Origin of the sequence: Trichococcus flocculiformis (genome assembly GCF_963662535.1) — a bacterium.
Classification (GTDB): Bacteria; Bacillota; Bacilli; order Lactobacillales; family Aerococcaceae; genus Trichococcus; species Trichococcus flocculiformis.
Map to the genome: position 1 here is coordinate 24,023 of NZ_OY759718.1, position 16,544 is coordinate 40,566.

The window sequence follows — 16,544 nt, forward strand, 5'->3', positions numbered from 1 at the left end:
ATCAATAGCAAATGCCTCACCCCAAGCGTTAGACTTATAACCCTAACAGTTGGGGTGAAGCATCTTCTTTACCGCTTGTGCAGGCGCGACTTTACAATTAGGCTGTCAGTACTATTTTTGTTCTGTTTTAAAAGTCCTTATGCCCATCCGCCATTTCGGATAGCGAAAGCAGATTATATAATGCACCCAATATATTGGCATCATTGTAGAATTTACATGGCAAAACAATCGGTTTGCACATCGTTGCTTCCAGAGCCGGCAGATCCGAGCGAATCTTTCGAAGCTGCTTATCAATTTCTTGTATCAAGCGAGGCTGCGCGCTGATTCCGCCACCGATGACCACTTTGGAAAAATCCAGGACAGCCTGGATATTCAGGATGACGAGCGCCAGTTCGTAGCAATAGTCTTCCAAGTGTCGGACCAGCACTTGATTCCCTTCAGTGATGGCATCAAAAACCAGTTGGCCGTCCGCCTGAAAGAGACCGATTTTCTGTGAACCAGTTTCCACAAAGGCAACCGCCGACAAGCGATCCCCGATCAAGGATTTTGCAGCTTGCTCGCTAGGATTATGAACGATAAAGCTGAACTCGCCAGCTTGAAAATGCTCGCCCTCCAACAGTTGGCCATTGGCGATTATCCCGCCGCCGATGGCTGTTCCGAGGACGATGGCAATGCCATTGTCGCACCCTTGCAGGTTTCCGAGCCACAGTTCCGAGAGTGCCGCAGCTTTCCCATCATTGATCACGCCAACAGGCAAATGAAACTCAGCCTCCAGAATAGCTTTTAACGGCAACTCATCCAGATACGGTAAGGAGCCGCCATGGAAGATCGTGCCCTGCTTGCGGTCCACTTTCCCCGGACAACAGATCGCGATTCCGGCGATATTTCCTGCATTTTCACTGACGATTTTTCTTATGACAGCCAGAAATCCATCTAAATTAGCTGGAGTCGCTTCTTTTTCTTTTGAGCTGATTTTCCCGAAACGATCTGCATAGGCGTACTTGATGAACGTCCCGCCGACATCGATACATAAATAATTACTCACCTTTTCATCCCCTAAAAGCTAGTGTTTACAAGCACTAACCTATTCAATCTATTTTCTGTTTCAATCTCCTTATCAAACTGCCGTTACCTAAACTGAGCAGAGCAAACCCTATCGAGAAGTAGTAGATCAGGAAGAAGCCGGCAAATGTCAGCAACCAGGCAAAGAACAGCATGTTCAAAACATTCCACAAGACCAATCCGATTGTCACTACTGGATTTTGGAAGCCGATAACCACATTCTGGATGACAGTGTCTTTCAGATTTTTTTTGTGCTTCGCATCCAAATTGAATGCGAAGGTCACCACAATCAGATACAGACTCAGGAATATCAGAACGACGCTCAGCGCTGCCATCTTCAACAGTGGATTGACTATATCATTTTCCAGCATGATCAGATTGCCGAAAATCAACACGAAAAACAGCAGGGTCAAGAGCCAATTTTTGGTGCCGCGTTTGAAATTCCGCTTGAAATATCGCAAATAGGTCGTAAAGACATAAGGTTCGTTATCATCAAGAATATTTTTCCCGACTTGATTAAGGGTCAGCAGCGCCGTTCCGATCGTCACCAGCGGGAGTGAACTGATCAAAAAGAGAAAATTGAGGATGGCAAGATTACCGACTTTCTCCAATAAACTCCATGCTTTATTCTCATCTCTAGATGTATTATCCATTATGCTTACCCCCATCCTTTACCTTTTCACTCATTCACACCACTACCCCAACAGCCTGAGTTTTACTCTTTGACCGTTCCGTCCGTAATGCCTTCAACAATTTGACTGGAACACAGGAAGTACAAGATCAGAATCGGAATCAGGGTCAGAACGACTGCCGCAAAAGTCAGATCCCAGTTCCGGACGAAGTCGCTCATGTATTTATAGACACTTAACATAAGCGTTCTTTTGTTCGAATCCGAAAGGAAAACCATCGGGATATAGAAATCATTCCAGATGCGGATGCCGTTGATCAAGCCGAGCGTCGCCAATACTGGCTTGCAGATCGGAATGATGATGCTGAAGAAAATCCGGAACTCGCTCGCACCGTCCAGCCTTGCCGATTCTTCGATCGATGCGGGAATGTTCCGGAAAAATTTGGTCAGCGTAAATACAGGGAAAGACATCCCTGCGATGTACAGCAGGATGACGCCTGTCATTGTATTGAGCAGCTGCATATTTCTCAAAATAACAAACAGCGGCATCACACACAATTGTACGGGGAACATCATCCCGATCAGGAAATAGGTGCTCACGACTTCTTTTCGCTTGAATTCATACCTGGAAATGCCGTAAGCTACCATCGCGCTCAGCAATAGTAGGAAGAACACACCCACCAAAGTGATGAACAAGCTGTTGAACAGATATTTGAAGAAATTGTCTTCCGTGATCACTGTGATATAGTTTTGCAGCGTGATTGTACTCGGAAACCCGAATGTATTTCTGGCTAGCTCTGAACTGCTCTTGAATGAATTCATGAACGTGATGACCAACAAAATTAAAGTTATTGAAGTAAACAAGAGCAATAACAGAGACAGTGCATTTCTTAAAAGGGTATCTTGCTTCTTTTTCATTTTATCTCTCCTATCTTTCTAATTTTTCTCAAGTTTCTTCAATAGCTGGGTCAGCACCAGCGTAATCACCGCAATGATCAGGAACATGACGACACTGATGGCAGCACCGAAGCCCATATTGGATTTCCCGTTCAGCGCAGTTCCGAAAGTGTACCGGTAGAACATGATATTCACGAAATCCAGCGATTTATCAGCTCCACCGGTCACGCCGCCCAACAAGAACGGCAGATCGAAAACAGCTAATGCCCATATTGTAGACATCACCATATTCGTTGTAAAGGAAGAAATGGACATCGGAAAAATGATTTTTGTCAATTTTACCCATTCATTGGCGCCATCCATTTCGCTGGCTTCAATCAAGGAATTGGGAATCCCCTGCATATCCGAATAAAAAATCATCATGCCTGTTCCGATCCCTTGCCAAAGCACAACCAAAATCAGGATTTTGAAAGCCATGTTGGGATCACCCAGCCACAAGCCCCCAATTCCGCCCATCGATTCAATCACTGCATTCAGACTGCCTATGTTCGGATCGAAAATCAAGGTAGTGAAGAAACCGATGATCGTTGAACTGATTACGTAAGGCAAAAACAGCATCAATTTAAAATACTGGGCGCCGCGGATTTTGATGAAGAGGATATAGGCCAATATGAATTGTACAGGTGTGACGATGAACCAAATGCACACTATATATTTCAGGTTATTGAACAACGCATTATAGAAAATCGGGGCCACCGTTTCATCGGTGAACAGCGTAATGAAGTTATCAAGGCCAACAAAGGTCTTCTCCCCGATTCCGGGCCATTCGAAAAAACTGTAGTACATGGCCGAAAAAATGGGGATGATGGCAAAAAGTGTATATATCAGAAACCCTGGTAGGATAAACCCTATCTGAGGCTTGCTTTTCAATAGATTTTTCATGGGTAAACTCCTTTTGCTGAAAATTCCAACAGCTTGTCGGTCGCACGTCCTGGCGCTTTGTGATGCAGCATCCGTCCAGTCTGTTTAATGACTCGACGGATGCTGCTCCAAAACGATGCATTTCATTTTTCTGTTGGGTTAATCCATGGCTGCGCCGATTTTGTCCATCAATTCATCCACAGTAAGTTTGTCTCCAAAAATAGCGGTCCCTTCCTCTTCCCAAACGGAAGCTGCAGAGTTTTTACCAGAGGAGTGTTTTGTCAACATCGACTGCCAAGTGCCGACTACTTGATCGGCATTCGAAATTTCTTGGGCAACACCTTCAGCCGACGGGATTTCTGAGTCGCCGGAAACGGCATGCAATTCCTTCACCCAAATCGCTTGCGCTTCCTTCGTTGCGCAGAATTGCAGGAATGCTTCTGCTGCAGCACTGTTTTCTGTGTCGGCATTCATCGAGAATCCATTCGCGAATGATCCCATCATCGTTTTCGTGCCATCATTGGAAGGAATCTGGAAAGCGCCAAAATTCAGGTCCGGATTATTTTTTTCGATTGTTTGCACCATCCAAGAACCATCGATGGTCATCGCCGCTTTGCCTGTCGTAAACGCAAGGGTTTGTCCATTGCTGTCCACACCTTTGAATCCGTCACCGAAGTAGCCTTTTTCTGCCCATTCAACAACTTTGTCCAACGCCGCTCTTGCTTCCTCTGAATCTGCTTTTACAGAATAATCATCGAAGCCCTTCGTGTATTCTGGGTATTGTGAAGCCAACAGCACTTCATAGACCCACAATAGCTGCCATGAACTCAACCCGGATAACGAAATCGGCACATAGCCATTGTCCTTAATTTTCTCAAGCATCGCTTCAAATTCGTCGAACGTTTTTGGTTCCGTGATGCCCAATTCTTCAAAGATATCTTTGTTGTAATAAACCGCTCTTGCATCGAAGGTCATCCAAGGAACCGAGTACGTTTTGTCATCGATTTTGGCTAAGTCATACGACTCTTCGGACAGTTCGCTCAAATCGACTATGTCTGAAATGTCGGCAATTTTTTCTTGTTCGACAAAGGTTTGCATATTTTCTGTCGCTGTTCCGTTCGTCCAGAACAGATCAGGGCCGCTGCCTGATTGCAGGGATGTCGTCAACAGCGAGTAATAGTCGCTCCCTGACTTGGCTTCCACCTCAATAGTGACATCGGGGTATTCTTTATTGAACTCATCCACCAGCGTTTGTACAGGTTCTTCAAAACTAGGGTCATGTTCCCAGATGACCAAATCGCCCGCGACTTCCCCATCCGTACTTGTGGCTTCTTGTCCGCATCCTGAAATCAACGGGAACATCAGCATCGTTGAAGCAATTGTAAACAATAATTTCTTTTTCATCCTTATTCTTCCTCTCTTTTTTTAAAATTGTTGATTGTTCATTTGCGTTTATCCGTACTGCTGATAACGTATACATTCATACCTTCCGGCACCTGATAACTGACACTTAAACCAGCTCCATCTTTCTTCCAGTCAACTTTGACAAGCCCATGAGGCGTCATAACCTCTCCTTTGGCCCATGTCAGGTATCCAGGAGTTGGGGCGATCACGACTGATTTGTAGCCTGGTTCGGCTGGGTAAACGCCCAATGTCACACTCGGCAATTCATACAGCGCCAAAGACCCCCAAGCATGGCATTCGCTTCTTTCGCCGGCTTCTGCCTCAACGCAAGTCGTGGCATTATTCTTGATCATTCTGCGCCAAATATTCCAGTAATCATCAGTCATCTCATAGAGCTCAGCTTTCTGTAAGGCGCGATAGAGATAAAAAGACATCGCCACCGAGCATTGCGCATAGTTTTCTTTATGCAGGATCGTCTCCAACAAATTTGCTTTTGCCTGTTGATGGGAAAGGGTATCCGTCAATAATGCAAACACTTGTGTATGTTGGCTGTACGTTTCAATACCCGGACCATCCTGGATCATTCCGTTTGAGCCGAGACAGTACTTTCTGATGGCACGCTTTACCGCTTCTGCTTTTTCTTCCATTTGGCTTGCCAATTGGCTGCGGCCAAGATGTCCAGCAATCTGTGCTGCCGTCTGCAAGCCCATGATGTAGAGCAAGCTTTCCATCGCGATGGCACCCTGCAATGTTGCAGGAGGAACACCGCTTGTGCCGTTCCACTCCGGCGTCCAGTCGATGAATGACCAGTAGCGATCGATTCCGTTCATACCGCCAAGCTTGCCCACATACCCTTCAGGCCTCAAATTTCTCTCAAAGTAGTTCAATATGCCTTCAACCGTAGGCATATGATATTCCAGAAGCGTCACATCATCAAAATACATCATATGGTCATGCAGCATCAAGATATAGTAGATGGAAAATCCGGGTATGACATTCGGCCCATAGCAAGGGTACGAACCATTCAAGGTGCCGTCGTAACGATGAGAGCGCTTAAAATCATCCATACATTTGCGGGCGAGCCGATCATCCGCAGAGACAGCATAGGTATACAGTATCTGCAGCCTGGAATCCATTGCGTACTGCAACTGCTCATAGAAAGGACAATCCTCATACGTCTCATGCATACAGCGCCTCAAGGTCCTTTCGCTTATCTCCCAAATTGCGCTCAAACTTTCATCTGAACTTTCGAAAGACGTGCTCACTTCCAAAGGATAGCCGGTTTCGACGTAGTCAAAAGCTTCCAGAACCAGTTCCTCGTCCTTGGTTTCAATTTCCATCCCGATGAAGCGGAATGTCCGAAACCAAAATGGTTCATAGCATTCCGGTGCTTGTTCCGTACCGTAACCCGCTACTGTATATGCATCAGTGAATCCTTCCAGGTGCCCTCCCAGATAGTCCTCCCGATCTTCCTTCAAAGGTATCTCCAGACCATTGACGACTGTTTTTGCGTTTTGGACGTAAGCTTCCGATTGAAGAATGTTGATTTTGGCGGAATGCCCGCCGGAAACCGCCAGTTGGAGATAGCCGGTCATTTCCACACCAGCAGAAATCTCAATGATTTCTTTGCTGTTAGGCGCAACGACAATGCGCTCTCGTTTGCGGAGAAATTTCTCCCACGCTTCTTTCGGATGTTCCGACTGCCTCAGTGTCATGATTTTCTCGAAATTACGTTCCTTCCGGTACATAAAGGGAATGGTGCGCGTATGCAAGTTCCCTGGACTGACCGCTCGGCTCATCTCGGATGGCTGATATGCCCTCGCCGTTGGCCAATCCCGTGCATCAAAACCAGGCTTCAGCCAGTCGGCATTTTTAGCATCGCCGCTTGCTTTCTCATATATCTGCAAGGGCGCAAAAACTGCTGACTCCGAAATGATTTCAAAATTTGGATCGATGAGGCAGCGCCAGGTTTCGTCTGCCTGGATGCTCTGCACAAAACCTTCAGCGCTTGTCAATTCTCCCGAAACATAGAGCCCTGGTGTATCCGTGCGGAAGATGCCATGGTTCCCTTTTGAATGATGCAGCGGATACCGCAGCACTTTCACCGCAAAGACGTTTAATCCTTCCAACAAATACTTTGTGATGTCAAGCGTATCGTAATACCAAATCTGTCGATCCCCTTTACTCGGACCCACCTCCACAAGCTTGTCATTTATATATAGTTTATACCGGGAATCAGCGGATATCCTCAATTCTCCCTTAATCGGAGCTGAAAGATGAATTTCTTTACGAAAATAGACTTGTTTAGGCGTTTCTCCATCTTCGAGTGTCCAATCTTTTATCCAAATCCACTCAGTTGTTCTGTCTCTATCCATTTGAACCCTCCTTATGTTTGAATTGTAAGGGTTCCCAAAGAAATCGACCATTGCGCAATTACGCTAATAAAATTGACTTTTTCTAACGAATAATCCATAGTATAATGGAAAAGTGACTATTTTTATCAAAAAGGGCAAATATAGTTAACTAAATCGAATAATCACAGGATATGCTGAAATAAGTTTTTAGAAAATATATTTGAAAGGAACTGAAAATATAATGGAGCTGGAGCAACTACTGCGGCAATTGCATGAGTACACGAAAGTCGAAGAATATTTGATGAACCATCGGGAAATCCGGTCTAACAAACAGCTGATTAAAGAATTTGTGGCCACGCTCAATGAAGAAGAGGCAAAAGAACAATTGGTCCCGATCCTTCCGCATATGGTTTCAGATACACTGAATCCTCCTGAAACATTCTCTGAAAGTTATTTCTTTAATGAAAATGACCCCTTGAAAGTCCGGATCACCCAGCATACGCGGTATTCAACTCCGGTCATGCACAAACACGATTTTTACGAAATGTTCTATGTTTATGAAGGGGAGTTTGAACAGTTCATTGATAACAAGACCTTTGTGATGCGGACTGGTGACATCTGTCTCGTTCCGCCTGGCGTCTTCCACTCCTTGGATGTGAACAACTACAGCATTGTCCTGAATATCCTCATCCAGAAGGACAGCTTCCAAGAGATTTTCTTCAACAACCTTAGCGGCGACCATATTTTCTCAAACTTCCTGATCAGCGACATCTATGCGAAAAAAATCGACAGCTTCATCATTTTCCCGACAAACGGGGACCTGAAAATCAAAAATATGATCTTGGATATGTTCTTGGAGACGATCAACAAACAAAAGTATTATGTGCAAGTCGTCCACTCCAATCTTGTGTTGCTGTTCAGCCATTTGCTCCGCCACTATGAAGACAGATCAATCATGCCGAAACCACAACGCAAACGGGACATGATCGATTTCGAGATCATCACTTCCATCGAGAAAAACTATAGAGATATCACCTTGGAACAACTATCGGATTCTATTCACTATTCCACCCAACACATTTCTTTGCGGATCAAACAATTAACGGGAGAGTCTTTCACCAAATTCGTGCTAAGAAAAAGGATGACAGTTGCGGCTGACCTTCTGAAGCACACTAATATGAAAATCCAGGATATCGGTCCTGATGTCGGCTATAAAAATCAGGAGAACTTTATCCGTTCCTTCAGAAAATTCTATGAGACGACGCCTTCCCAGTTCAGGAAAAACCACAGTAAATTTAAGCTGTGACATGTTTCGGGGGATTTGCTGAGGAGGCTGGGGTCATTGGGGGAGCCCTCCGACGGTTTGCGCAGTCGGAAGCGGAATCCAGACAGTCTAACCAATAGACTATTCCATGAGAATATCCTATAATGATGACGAAAAGGAGGGGAATCAACATGTCGAAACCTAAAATGCCGCTTACACCAGCATTAAAGCGTTCTATCCTAACTGAAATGAAAAAAGAATTCCCCGATTTAAAACCAGGAAGACAGCGTCCACGCAATCCACAAGAAAAAGAAGTCCTTTTGCGTTGGGAAGAAGAACGCGGTGGAAAGAAAATAGGAACGATTTAAAAGCTATGGCAAATACATAATACAACCCGGAAAATCCAAAATGGACCCTGTAGAATCGACACTGGAAAAGTGCCCCTCTACAGGGTCCATTTATATTTACTTATTATAGAGAAAACCAAGTTGACGCTTGAAGTGATTGACTAGGATTATCTTCTTGATTAGTTTTCCGATTAGACTAAGCCAAATCTTCCCCGTTGGAAGCAATGACCTTCTTGTACCAGTCGAATGAATCTTTTTTGCTTCTTTCCAGTGTTCCGTTGCCTTCATTGTCCCTATCGACATAGATGAAGCCGTAGCGTTTCTTCATTTCGCCGGTCGTGAACGAGACGCAGTCGATGCAGCCCCAAGGTGTGTAGCCCATCAGATCGACGCCGTCCTCTTCGACAGCTTTTTTCATTTCTTCGATATGCGATCTCAGGTAGTCGATGCGGTAAGGGTCATGGCAGCTGCCATCCTCTTCCTTGACATCGATTGCGCCAAAGCCGTTTTCGACGATGAATAATGGTTTTTCATAGCGTTCATATAACTGATTCAAGGTGTAGCGCAAGCCTTCCGGATCGATCGCCCAGCCCCAGTCGGACTCTTCGATGAACGGGTTCTTCACGGAATGTGCGCTGGATCCGTCCAGCGATTTCGATACATCTTTATTTACAGTCGAATCGACGGTGTTGCTCATGTAGTAGGAGAAGCCGATGTAATCGACTGTTCCTTCAGCCAAAGCTTTTTTGTCAGCTTCGGTGATGTCCAGATTGAAGCCTTTGCGTTCGAACATCTTCAAGGCGTAGGCCGGATAGTGGCCGCGGCATTGCACATCGCAGAAGAACCAACGATCGTGCATCATTTGGTTCGCCAATACCATATCGGCAGGACGGCAAGAATACGGATAGATCGGCACCATCGCGATCATATTCCCGATTTGGAAATCTGGGTTGATCTCTTTGCCGATTTTCACAGCCAAAGCGCTGGCAAGCAATTCATAGTGGCCGCATTGGTACATGGCTTCTTCCGGATTCGGATAGTCGCCGAAGTGCGCGCCTGAGTTGGTCCAGCCGAAGATGTCGTTCTTGTAGTTCATTTGGTTGTTGATTTCGTTGAAGGTCATCCAATATTTGACTTTGGATTTGTAGCGTTTGAAGCAGACTTCGGCAAAGTTGACGAAGAAATCTACGGTTTTGCGGTTCATGAACCCACCGTATTCTTTGGCCAAATGGTAAGGCATCTCGAAGTGGGACAGTGTGATGACCGGTTCGATCCCGTATTTCAACAATTCGTCAAAGACATCATCGTAGAACTGCAGGCCTTCTTCATTCGGTTCGGCTTCATCGCCGTTCGGGAAAATACGCGACCAAGCGATCGACGTACGGAAGCACTTGAAGCCCATTTCGGCGAACAAAGCGATATCCTCTTTATAGCGTCCATAGAAGTCGATGCCGACGTGGTTCGGGTAGTAGTTGCCTTCAACCACACCGTCCGTGATGACGCGGGGAACGCCATGCGCTCCGGCCGTCATGACATCCGCCACGCTTAACCCTTTGGAAGTGTTCAGAACCCCTCCTTCAAACTGATGGGCAGCCAAGGCGCCGCCCCACAAAAAATCTTTGTCCAATGCCATATCTATCTCTCCTCTTATTTGTATTTGATTTTATAACCCAAGATGATTGATGCCAAAATGAAGGTGATGCCGTTCGCTGCGATGACGGCATAATCCTGGATATTCCACCCGTGGATCAGCCAAAGAAACACGCCCACCACGAACATGGCGTACATGCCCAACGAAATACCCGATGTGTCCTTTGTCTTGATGATTTGCCAAGCTTGCGGAACGAAAGACAGCGTTGTCAAAACAGCTGCGATGAAGCCTATCATTATTTTCTCCCCCTACCGGTTTGGATGCGCGACTCGAATGCCTAGTGAGATGGCTGCATTCATTTACCACTCGATTATAATGGATAGCGGACCAAAGACAATAACTTCCGGACACTCCGTAACACCGTTTACAAATTTTCCGTTTTTTTGCTCCGGATTTTTAAATAAGATTCTCAAATCTGGTATGATGTTCTTGAGAGTCAGAAAAAATACGCGAGGGGGATTGGGATGCTCATCAGAGAACGGCTCGAAAACTTTGAATTTTCAAACAGCGAAAAAATGATAACGACCTATATCTTGGAGAAGAAGCTGGCCATCAGGGAGATGACCACCAAAGAGATTGCCGAGGCGACATTCACTTCACCGTCCACGCTGGTGCGGATCGCCCATAAAATGAATTTCAGCGGCTGGAGCCAATTGAAGGAAGCCTACCTGAATGAGGAAGAGTATCTGCAGAAACATTTCAGCGAAATAAACGCTAACCTGCCTTTTCAACGTAATGATACCATCATGTCGATTGCAAGTAAAATTGCTGCCTTGGAAAAGGAATCCATCGACGACACCTTGTCGCTGATCACCCATGACGACCTGCAGCAGGCTATCCAAATCATCCGGAAGTCTTCCTATATCAGCCTTTTTGCGGTAAGCAACAACCTGTTGATCACGCAAGAATTCCAGCACAATATGTCGCGGATCAAAAAAAGGGTCGACATCTGTTCTTTGCAGGGTGAAATGATCTTTAAAGCCTGCCTTGCGGATCCGTCCTCATGCGCGATTGTCGTTTCCTATTCGGGTGAAACGGAAATACTGAATGAATCGATCCAGTATCTGAAGGCTAACGGCATCCCCATCATCGCCATCACCAATATCGGCGACAACACAACAGCGCGGCTGGCGGATTGCGTCCTCAGGATCAGCACGCGGGAGAAACTCTACTCAAAAATCGCCACCTTCTCCACAGACAGTGCCATCGTCTACCTGCTGGACGTGCTGTATTCTTGCATCTTCGCTTTGGATTACGACAAAAATCTGCAGCTGCGGATCAGCACTTCCAAGACGATCGAAGCCGGCCGGTCTTCAACCTTGGACATCATCAAGGAAGAGGAGCAGGCTCCGAAAAAATGAAAAGAGCATGCAAAAAGCCATCGCCCGCAACCCGGCGATGGCTTTTTGTGTCTCTTGTCAGCTCAACTGCTTCGTCATGATGAAGTCCGTCTGTTCGTCGTCGCCCATAAAGAACGAATGTGCGCCGGTGCGGACGAAGCCCATCTTTTCATAGAACGCGATGGCATTCAGATTGTGTTCCCATACGCCCAGCCAGACCGAAGCCTTGCCTTGCGCGCGGGCGACTTCGATCGCTTTGTCGATCAGATATTTCCCGTGTCCCTTACGTTTGAAGGCCGGCCGGATATAGATCCGCTCCACTTCCAACGAATCGTCGCCCATGTCTTCCGTCAGGGCCGCATCGACATTGACTTTCAGATAACCCGCCAGCTCCTGCCCGTCGTACAGAAACCAGAAAGTCGAACCCTCCGTGGCCAGCTCAGCCTTCAGCCTTTCCGGATCGTAGGCCTTTTCCAGATAGTCCTGCAGGTCTTCCGGCGTGTTGTGGGCTGCGAACGTGTCCGTGAATGTTTCGATCCCGATTGATTGAAGATCCGCTAAATCTGCGCTGCCGCATTTTTTCAGTGTGATAGCCATATATGATGCACTCCTTACCCTTGCTTTAATAATTTCTTTTGTTGCCTTTTTTCACGTATTCCCAATCGCCTTCGACGTTGTTCCGGACCCTTTGGAGCAGTCCGCGGAGAAGCAGCGTTTCCGCTTCCGATAACCCCTGCAGCGCCACCCGTTCCGAGTGGTCATTTTCCTTGCTGATGTTCGGTGCGATTGCTTTGCCTTTCTCTGTCGGGAAAATATGCTTGATTTTTCTGTTTGCGGAGTCGGCTCTCTTTTCGATGAAGCCGTTCGCCTCGAGCTTCTTGATGGCGCGCGAGGCCGTCGTGCGGTCGACTTTGATCATTTCCGCCAACTTCTCCTGGATGATGCCCGGATTCTCGCAGATCCGGACGAGGTACAGATACTGCCCCCTCGTCAGATCGTATTCCTTGAATTCGATGTTCGCGATCGAGTCCAGCGCTCTGGAAATCATGCCGATTTCGCGGAGAATTTCCGCCATACAACTCACCTGCCTTATTTTTGAAATTTAGATAAAGCATAACGGATTTTTATTGCATTTGCAACAAAAATCCAAATGAGTAGAGAGGTAGCGCTCAAGATGTCGGATATTCCCAAGTTATCCGACATCTAGCGGCATGTTTGCTCTCAACTTGTCGGATATTCCAAGTTATCCGACAACTCTCACTGTCTCAGCGGATAACAAGGTGTCTCGGATGAAACTCGCACACAAAAAAGAGCTGGAACAAAAGTCCCAACCCTATCCCTTTAGCATCCAGTCATAATATTCAGCTTTCGCTTTCATTTGCGCCAAAGTCTCCTGCAGTCCGAGTATCCTCTCTTCAAGCAGGTCGCACTCGTCTTCCCACAGATCCCGTCTGGCCGGAAATGTATGGAACCCTTCTGCACACAGCTGCACATAATCGATCAAAGGTTCGATCGACACCCCTGCAGACCGCGCGGCAATCATGAAATCCAACCACCGCAGATCCTGCTCCGAATAATCCCGTATGCCGCCCGCCGTTCGTTTCACCGGCGGAATCAATCCGATCCGTTCATAATAACGCAAACTATCAATCGATACCTTTTTCTCTTTGCTGACTTGAGCGATTTTCATCTTTATCCCCTGCGCTTTCAGCTTTTTTCCGGAGCGACTTCATTCAGGCAATTCAAGGCCGTCAATGTCCGCGGATACCCGATGAACGGTAACAGAACGGTGAGCGTATCCAGCAGCTTTTGCTTGTCATTGCCGACGCGGAGGTTGTTGCGGATATGCCCCTTCATTTGCGTTTCAGCCCCGCCCATCGAAGCGAGCATGACGAAAATCAGCTGTTCTCGTTGTTGGATGGACAGCCCGTTGCGGGTAAAATAATCACCGAAGCAGTTATCCGCCAGAAAAGTGGCGAAGTGCTTCTGGTTATCCGGCATTGTTTTCAACAGGTTATCCACAGTCTCACCCGCGGCTTCGCGGACGATTTCCAACCCCTTCTCATAACGCGTTTCAACCGTCGTCGTGGCCTGCCCTTCCAGCGGCAGCGCAATCCCGCTTTCCTCCAGCACCGTGTTTGTCGCATGCAGGAAATCGAACACTTTGCCCAGGCCGGCGTACGGGACCGCCTGATAGACGATCTCTTTCAGCTCAATCGGCGTGACACCCACATTCAGGGCCCCCTTTGCCATCGCCTTGAACTCGTTCACGCACTGCATGGCGATCAACGCCGCCAAGAGCACTATTTGCCGCTCCTTCACATCCAGACTGGTGTACTGCAGCACCTCATCGAACGCAAAATTGTCGAACACTTCGATCAATTCCGGATCCTTCTCGGCCAATACCGACACATGTCCCGGAAACAGTTCATCGTGGTTCTTTTGCGCAGTTTCACTTATTTTCATTTTCCATTCCTCCAGTTTTCATTTTGTTGCTTTCAGTTTAAATCCTGAAGTGGACTCCAAGTCAACCATAACCGCGGCTAATGAAAAATATTTTTTGTGGATGACAAAAAGATTTGACTTGGAGTTTACTCCAAGCTGTACACTAGCGGTATAATCAAAACAAAAATATTGGAGGCGCTGACATGGAATATGTAAAATTAGGGAATACCGGTATGGAGGTCTCAAAACTCTGCCTGGGGTGCATGGGCTTCGGGGAACCTGAACGCGGCCGCGAGAAATGGTCGATCGGCGAAACGGAGAGCCGGGAAATCATCAAGACAGCGTTGGACTCCGGCATCAATTTCTTCGATACCGCGAATCTGTACTCATCCGGTTCCAGCGAAGAAATCGTCGGAAAGGCTTTGAAAGATTTCGCCAACCGCGACGAAATCGTGCTGGCTTCCAAACTGTACTTCCCGATGTTCGAGGGGCCGAATGCGAAAGGACTGTCCCGCAAAAGCATCTTTGCCGAAATCGAGCATTCGCTGAAACGACTGCAGACGGACTATCTGGATCTCTACATCATCCACCGCTGGGATTACGGCACGCCGATCGAAGAGACGATGGAGGCGCTGCATGATCTGGTGAAAATGGGGAAAGTCCTTTACATCGGCGCCTCTTCCATGCATGCCTGGCAATTCGCGAAAGCCCAATTCGTCGCCGAGAAGAACGGCTGGACGAAATTCGTCTCCATGCAGAATCTCTACAACCTGCTCTACCGCGAAGAAGAACGCGAAATGATCCCCTTGCTGCAGGACCAAAAAGTTGCGATGACACCTTGGAGCCCACTGGCTGGCGGAAGATTGACGAGAGACATCGGCGCCGTCACGGCCCGTGCCAGCCAAGCCACGCAAATAAAGCTGCCTGCTTATCTAGTAGCTTCCGACAATGAAGTCATTTCGAGGGTTCACAAGTTGGCCGACGAGCGCGGCATCACCCGCGGTCAAGTCGCCACGGCCTGGATGCTGAGCAAAGACTTCGTAACCGCCCCGCTGATCGGCGCAACGAAAGTGAAATACCTGGACGATGCCCTGGGAGCATTCGAAGTCGCTTTGAGCCCGAAAGAGATCCAGTATCTGGAGGAAGCATACGTACCGAGGAATATCACGGGGTACAGATAGCCGGTTTTTTTGAAACCATTTGCGAGGGATGCACTAAAAGATTTTGCTGCAAAGCATAAAAAATTTCCCTAAACGCAGACTATCTTTCCGAACTCGCAATATGTCCAGGCAAACAAAAATTACGTACGGAAGCAAAATAGTTGCGAATAAAACTAAATAAGGGTAATATCATCATTAGAAAGAGAGATGATATTATGATAAAAATGATTGCCATTGATTTGGATGGTACTTTACTGGATGACAAAAAACAATTTAATCGAGAACAATTTAGTTATTTAGCCTCAAAATTAATAGTTCAAGGTGTACGAGTAGTTATTGCAACAGGAAATCAGTTTATTAAATCTGTTCAATATTTTGATGGAATATCCGAAAAACTGATTTACATTACAGACAATGGAAGTACGATTCACTTTGGAACTCAGACTTATTTTAGCCAAACACTAGCAAGCGAAGATTATCAGTCGTTTGTTTCCCGTTTGTCTCTGGAATCACAAAAAAACATTGTAGTAAGTACAACAACCGGAGCCTTCATTCTGAAGAATCCTACAGATAATTTCTTGTCTGCTTTGGCGCATCATTATCCTCGGATTGATGAGGTTGATCATTTATCGGAAGTCGATGAATCAGTAGTCAAACTCACTTTAAAATTGGACGACGATTACAATGAAATGCTTAAACCTGTTCGCTCTGCCTTACCTAAAAATTGGCGTGTTACGCAAAGTGGTTTTGGTTACTTCGACATTATTCCAAAAGGTGTTTCCAAGTTAACGGGGATACAGGAATTACAGCGACTCTGGGGAATTCAAAAAGAGGAAATTTTAGCATTCGGCGACAGCAGCAATGACATTGAACTTTTAAGCTATTTACCAAATAGTTTTGCGATGGGGAATGCAAATGCCGAGGTGAAACAAGTCGCAAAATATGTAATCGGATCAAATAACGAAAACGCAGTGATTCAGACGCTTGAGAAAGTATTCAATACAGTAAGCGTTTCCTAATATTTTCGAAAAATAAGAGACGTCCTTATTGGGACGTCTCTTATTTTATATA

17 protein-coding genes are annotated in these 16,544 nt (G+C 46.4%); 5 read left to right on the forward strand and 12 right to left on the reverse strand.

Annotated features, from left to right (window positions below; genetic code table 11):
- Window positions 1-127: 127 nt before the first annotated feature.
- The 6 genes from ACKPCD_RS00130 to ACKPCD_RS00155 form a co-directional block, all read right to left on the reverse strand.
- Window positions 128-1,045 carry an ROK family protein gene (locus ACKPCD_RS00130; protein ID WP_321433679.1) on the reverse strand — a complete coding sequence of 306 codons (918 nt, stop codon included), beginning with the start codon at window positions 1,043-1,045 and terminating at the stop codon, window positions 128-130.
- A 43-nt stretch (window positions 1,046-1,088) separates the two neighbouring features.
- Window positions 1,089-1,715, reverse strand: coding sequence for a DUF624 domain-containing protein (locus ACKPCD_RS00135; RefSeq protein WP_321433680.1), 627 nt, complete (start codon window positions 1,713-1,715; stop codon window positions 1,089-1,091).
- A gap of 62 nt (window positions 1,716-1,777) precedes the next feature.
- Window positions 1,778-2,608, reverse strand: coding sequence for a carbohydrate ABC transporter permease (locus ACKPCD_RS00140; RefSeq protein WP_321433681.1), 831 nt, complete (start codon window positions 2,606-2,608; stop codon window positions 1,778-1,780).
- A gap of 18 nt (window positions 2,609-2,626) precedes the next feature.
- Window positions 2,627-3,529: a carbohydrate ABC transporter permease gene (locus tag ACKPCD_RS00145; protein WP_321433682.1), complete on the reverse strand. Its 903-nt coding sequence runs from the start codon at window positions 3,527-3,529 to the stop codon at window positions 2,627-2,629.
- 138 nt (window positions 3,530-3,667) lie between these two features.
- The gene (locus ACKPCD_RS00150) at window positions 3,668-4,912 is read right to left on the reverse strand and encodes an ABC transporter substrate-binding protein (protein ID WP_321433683.1); all 1,245 of its coding nucleotides are present in this window, start codon (window positions 4,910-4,912) and stop codon (window positions 3,668-3,670) included.
- A 38-nt stretch (window positions 4,913-4,950) separates the two neighbouring features.
- Window positions 4,951-7,287 (reverse strand): alpha-L-rhamnosidase-related protein, encoded by a 2,337-nt coding sequence (locus tag ACKPCD_RS00155; RefSeq protein WP_321433684.1) that lies wholly within the window; start codon window positions 7,285-7,287, stop codon window positions 4,951-4,953.
- Window positions 7,288-7,507: 220 nt separating this feature from the next.
- Between ACKPCD_RS00155 and ACKPCD_RS00160 the strand changes: the two genes are divergently transcribed.
- Together ACKPCD_RS00160 and ACKPCD_RS00165 are read left to right on the forward strand one after the other, a co-directional pair.
- Complete coding sequence (locus tag ACKPCD_RS00160) at window positions 7,508-8,572, forward strand: helix-turn-helix transcriptional regulator (RefSeq protein WP_321433685.1); 1,065 nt, start codon at window positions 7,508-7,510, stop codon at window positions 8,570-8,572.
- 149 nt (window positions 8,573-8,721) lie between these two features.
- Window positions 8,722-8,898 (forward strand): hypothetical protein, encoded by a 177-nt coding sequence (locus ACKPCD_RS00165; RefSeq protein ID WP_321433686.1) that lies wholly within the window; start codon window positions 8,722-8,724, stop codon window positions 8,896-8,898.
- Between the two features lie 175 nt (window positions 8,899-9,073).
- On the opposite strand, the gene ACKPCD_RS00170 is transcribed toward ACKPCD_RS00165, so the two are convergent.
- Both ACKPCD_RS00170 and ACKPCD_RS00175 read right to left on the reverse strand, forming a co-directional pair.
- Entirely contained in the window at window positions 9,074-10,510 is a 1,437-nt protein-coding gene (locus ACKPCD_RS00170; protein ID WP_321433687.1) for a 6-phospho-beta-glucosidase, read from the reverse strand.
- Window positions 10,511-10,524: 14 nt separating this feature from the next.
- Entirely contained in the window at window positions 10,525-10,764 is a 240-nt protein-coding gene (locus tag ACKPCD_RS00175; protein ID WP_321433688.1) for an SWEET family sugar transporter, read from the reverse strand.
- A 228-nt stretch (window positions 10,765-10,992) separates the two neighbouring features.
- Here ACKPCD_RS00175 and ACKPCD_RS00180 point away from each other — a divergent pair, with 228 nt between their 5' ends.
- Window positions 10,993-11,889, forward strand: a complete 897-nt coding sequence (locus tag ACKPCD_RS00180) for a MurR/RpiR family transcriptional regulator (protein WP_321433689.1) — start codon at window positions 10,993-10,995, stop codon at window positions 11,887-11,889.
- A gap of 57 nt (window positions 11,890-11,946) precedes the next feature.
- On the opposite strand, the gene ACKPCD_RS00185 is transcribed toward ACKPCD_RS00180, so the two are convergent.
- From ACKPCD_RS00185 to ACKPCD_RS00200, 4 genes are all read right to left on the reverse strand, one after another.
- A complete protein-coding gene (locus tag ACKPCD_RS00185) occupies window positions 11,947-12,465 on the reverse strand; it encodes a spermidine/spermine N(1)-acetyltransferase (protein WP_321433690.1) in 519 nt (172 codons plus the stop codon).
- Between the two features lie 25 nt (window positions 12,466-12,490).
- Window positions 12,491-12,943, reverse strand: coding sequence for a MarR family winged helix-turn-helix transcriptional regulator (locus ACKPCD_RS00190; RefSeq protein ID WP_321433691.1), 453 nt, complete (start codon window positions 12,941-12,943; stop codon window positions 12,491-12,493).
- 258 nt (window positions 12,944-13,201) lie between these two features.
- On the reverse strand, window positions 13,202-13,558 hold the full coding sequence (locus tag ACKPCD_RS00195; protein WP_321433692.1) for a MerR family transcriptional regulator: 357 nt from the start codon (window positions 13,556-13,558) through the stop codon (window positions 13,202-13,204).
- Window positions 13,559-13,575: 17 nt separating this feature from the next.
- Window positions 13,576-14,334 carry a carboxymuconolactone decarboxylase family protein gene (locus ACKPCD_RS00200; protein WP_321433693.1) on the reverse strand — a complete coding sequence of 253 codons (759 nt, stop codon included), beginning with the start codon at window positions 14,332-14,334 and terminating at the stop codon, window positions 13,576-13,578.
- A 182-nt stretch (window positions 14,335-14,516) separates the two neighbouring features.
- On the opposite strand from ACKPCD_RS00200, the gene ACKPCD_RS00205 reads away from it, so the two are divergent.
- Window positions 14,517-15,494: an aldo/keto reductase gene (locus ACKPCD_RS00205; protein ID WP_321433694.1), complete on the forward strand. Its 978-nt coding sequence runs from the start codon at window positions 14,517-14,519 to the stop codon at window positions 15,492-15,494.
- A 194-nt stretch (window positions 15,495-15,688) separates the two neighbouring features.
- On the forward strand, window positions 15,689-16,492 hold the full coding sequence (locus ACKPCD_RS00210) for an HAD family hydrolase (protein ID WP_321433695.1): 804 nt from the start codon (window positions 15,689-15,691) through the stop codon (window positions 16,490-16,492).
- Window positions 16,493-16,544 lie beyond the last annotated feature (52 nt).

Coding starts and splice junctions, on each gene's coding strand:
- ACKPCD_RS00210 (WP_321433695.1), top strand. CDS start 15,689: ATGATAAAAATGATTGCCATTGATTTGGATGGTACTTTACTGGATGAC.
- ACKPCD_RS00195 (WP_321433692.1), bottom strand. CDS start 13,558: ATGAAAATCGCTCAAGTCAGCAAAGAGAAAAAGGTATCGATTGATAGT.
- ACKPCD_RS00200 (WP_321433693.1), bottom strand. CDS start 14,334: ATGAAAATAAGTGAAACTGCGCAAAAGAACCACGATGAACTGTTTCCG.
- ACKPCD_RS00140 (WP_321433681.1), bottom strand. CDS start 2,608: ATGAAAAAGAAGCAAGATACCCTTTTAAGAAATGCACTGTCTCTGTTA.
- ACKPCD_RS00175 (WP_321433688.1), bottom strand. CDS start 10,764: ATGATAGGCTTCATCGCAGCTGTTTTGACAACGCTGTCTTTCGTTCCG.
- ACKPCD_RS00165 (WP_321433686.1), top strand. CDS start 8,722: ATGTCGAAACCTAAAATGCCGCTTACACCAGCATTAAAGCGTTCTATC.
- ACKPCD_RS00205 (WP_321433694.1), top strand. CDS start 14,517: ATGGAATATGTAAAATTAGGGAATACCGGTATGGAGGTCTCAAAACTC.
- ACKPCD_RS00190 (WP_321433691.1), bottom strand. CDS start 12,943: ATGGCGGAAATTCTCCGCGAAATCGGCATGATTTCCAGAGCGCTGGAC.
- ACKPCD_RS00185 (WP_321433690.1), bottom strand. CDS start 12,465: ATGGCTATCACACTGAAAAAATGCGGCAGCGCAGATTTAGCGGATCTT.
- ACKPCD_RS00135 (WP_321433680.1), bottom strand. CDS start 1,715: ATGGATAATACATCTAGAGATGAGAATAAAGCATGGAGTTTATTGGAG.
- ACKPCD_RS00150 (WP_321433683.1), bottom strand. CDS start 4,912: ATGAAAAAGAAATTATTGTTTACAATTGCTTCAACGATGCTGATGTTC.
- ACKPCD_RS00170 (WP_321433687.1), bottom strand. CDS start 10,510: ATGGCATTGGACAAAGATTTTTTGTGGGGCGGCGCCTTGGCTGCCCAT.
- ACKPCD_RS00155 (WP_321433684.1), bottom strand. CDS start 7,287: ATGGATAGAGACAGAACAACTGAGTGGATTTGGATAAAAGATTGGACA.
- ACKPCD_RS00160 (WP_321433685.1), top strand. CDS start 7,508: ATGGAGCTGGAGCAACTACTGCGGCAATTGCATGAGTACACGAAAGTC.
- ACKPCD_RS00145 (WP_321433682.1), bottom strand. CDS start 3,529: ATGAAAAATCTATTGAAAAGCAAGCCTCAGATAGGGTTTATCCTACCA.
- ACKPCD_RS00180 (WP_321433689.1), top strand. CDS start 10,993: ATGCTCATCAGAGAACGGCTCGAAAACTTTGAATTTTCAAACAGCGAA.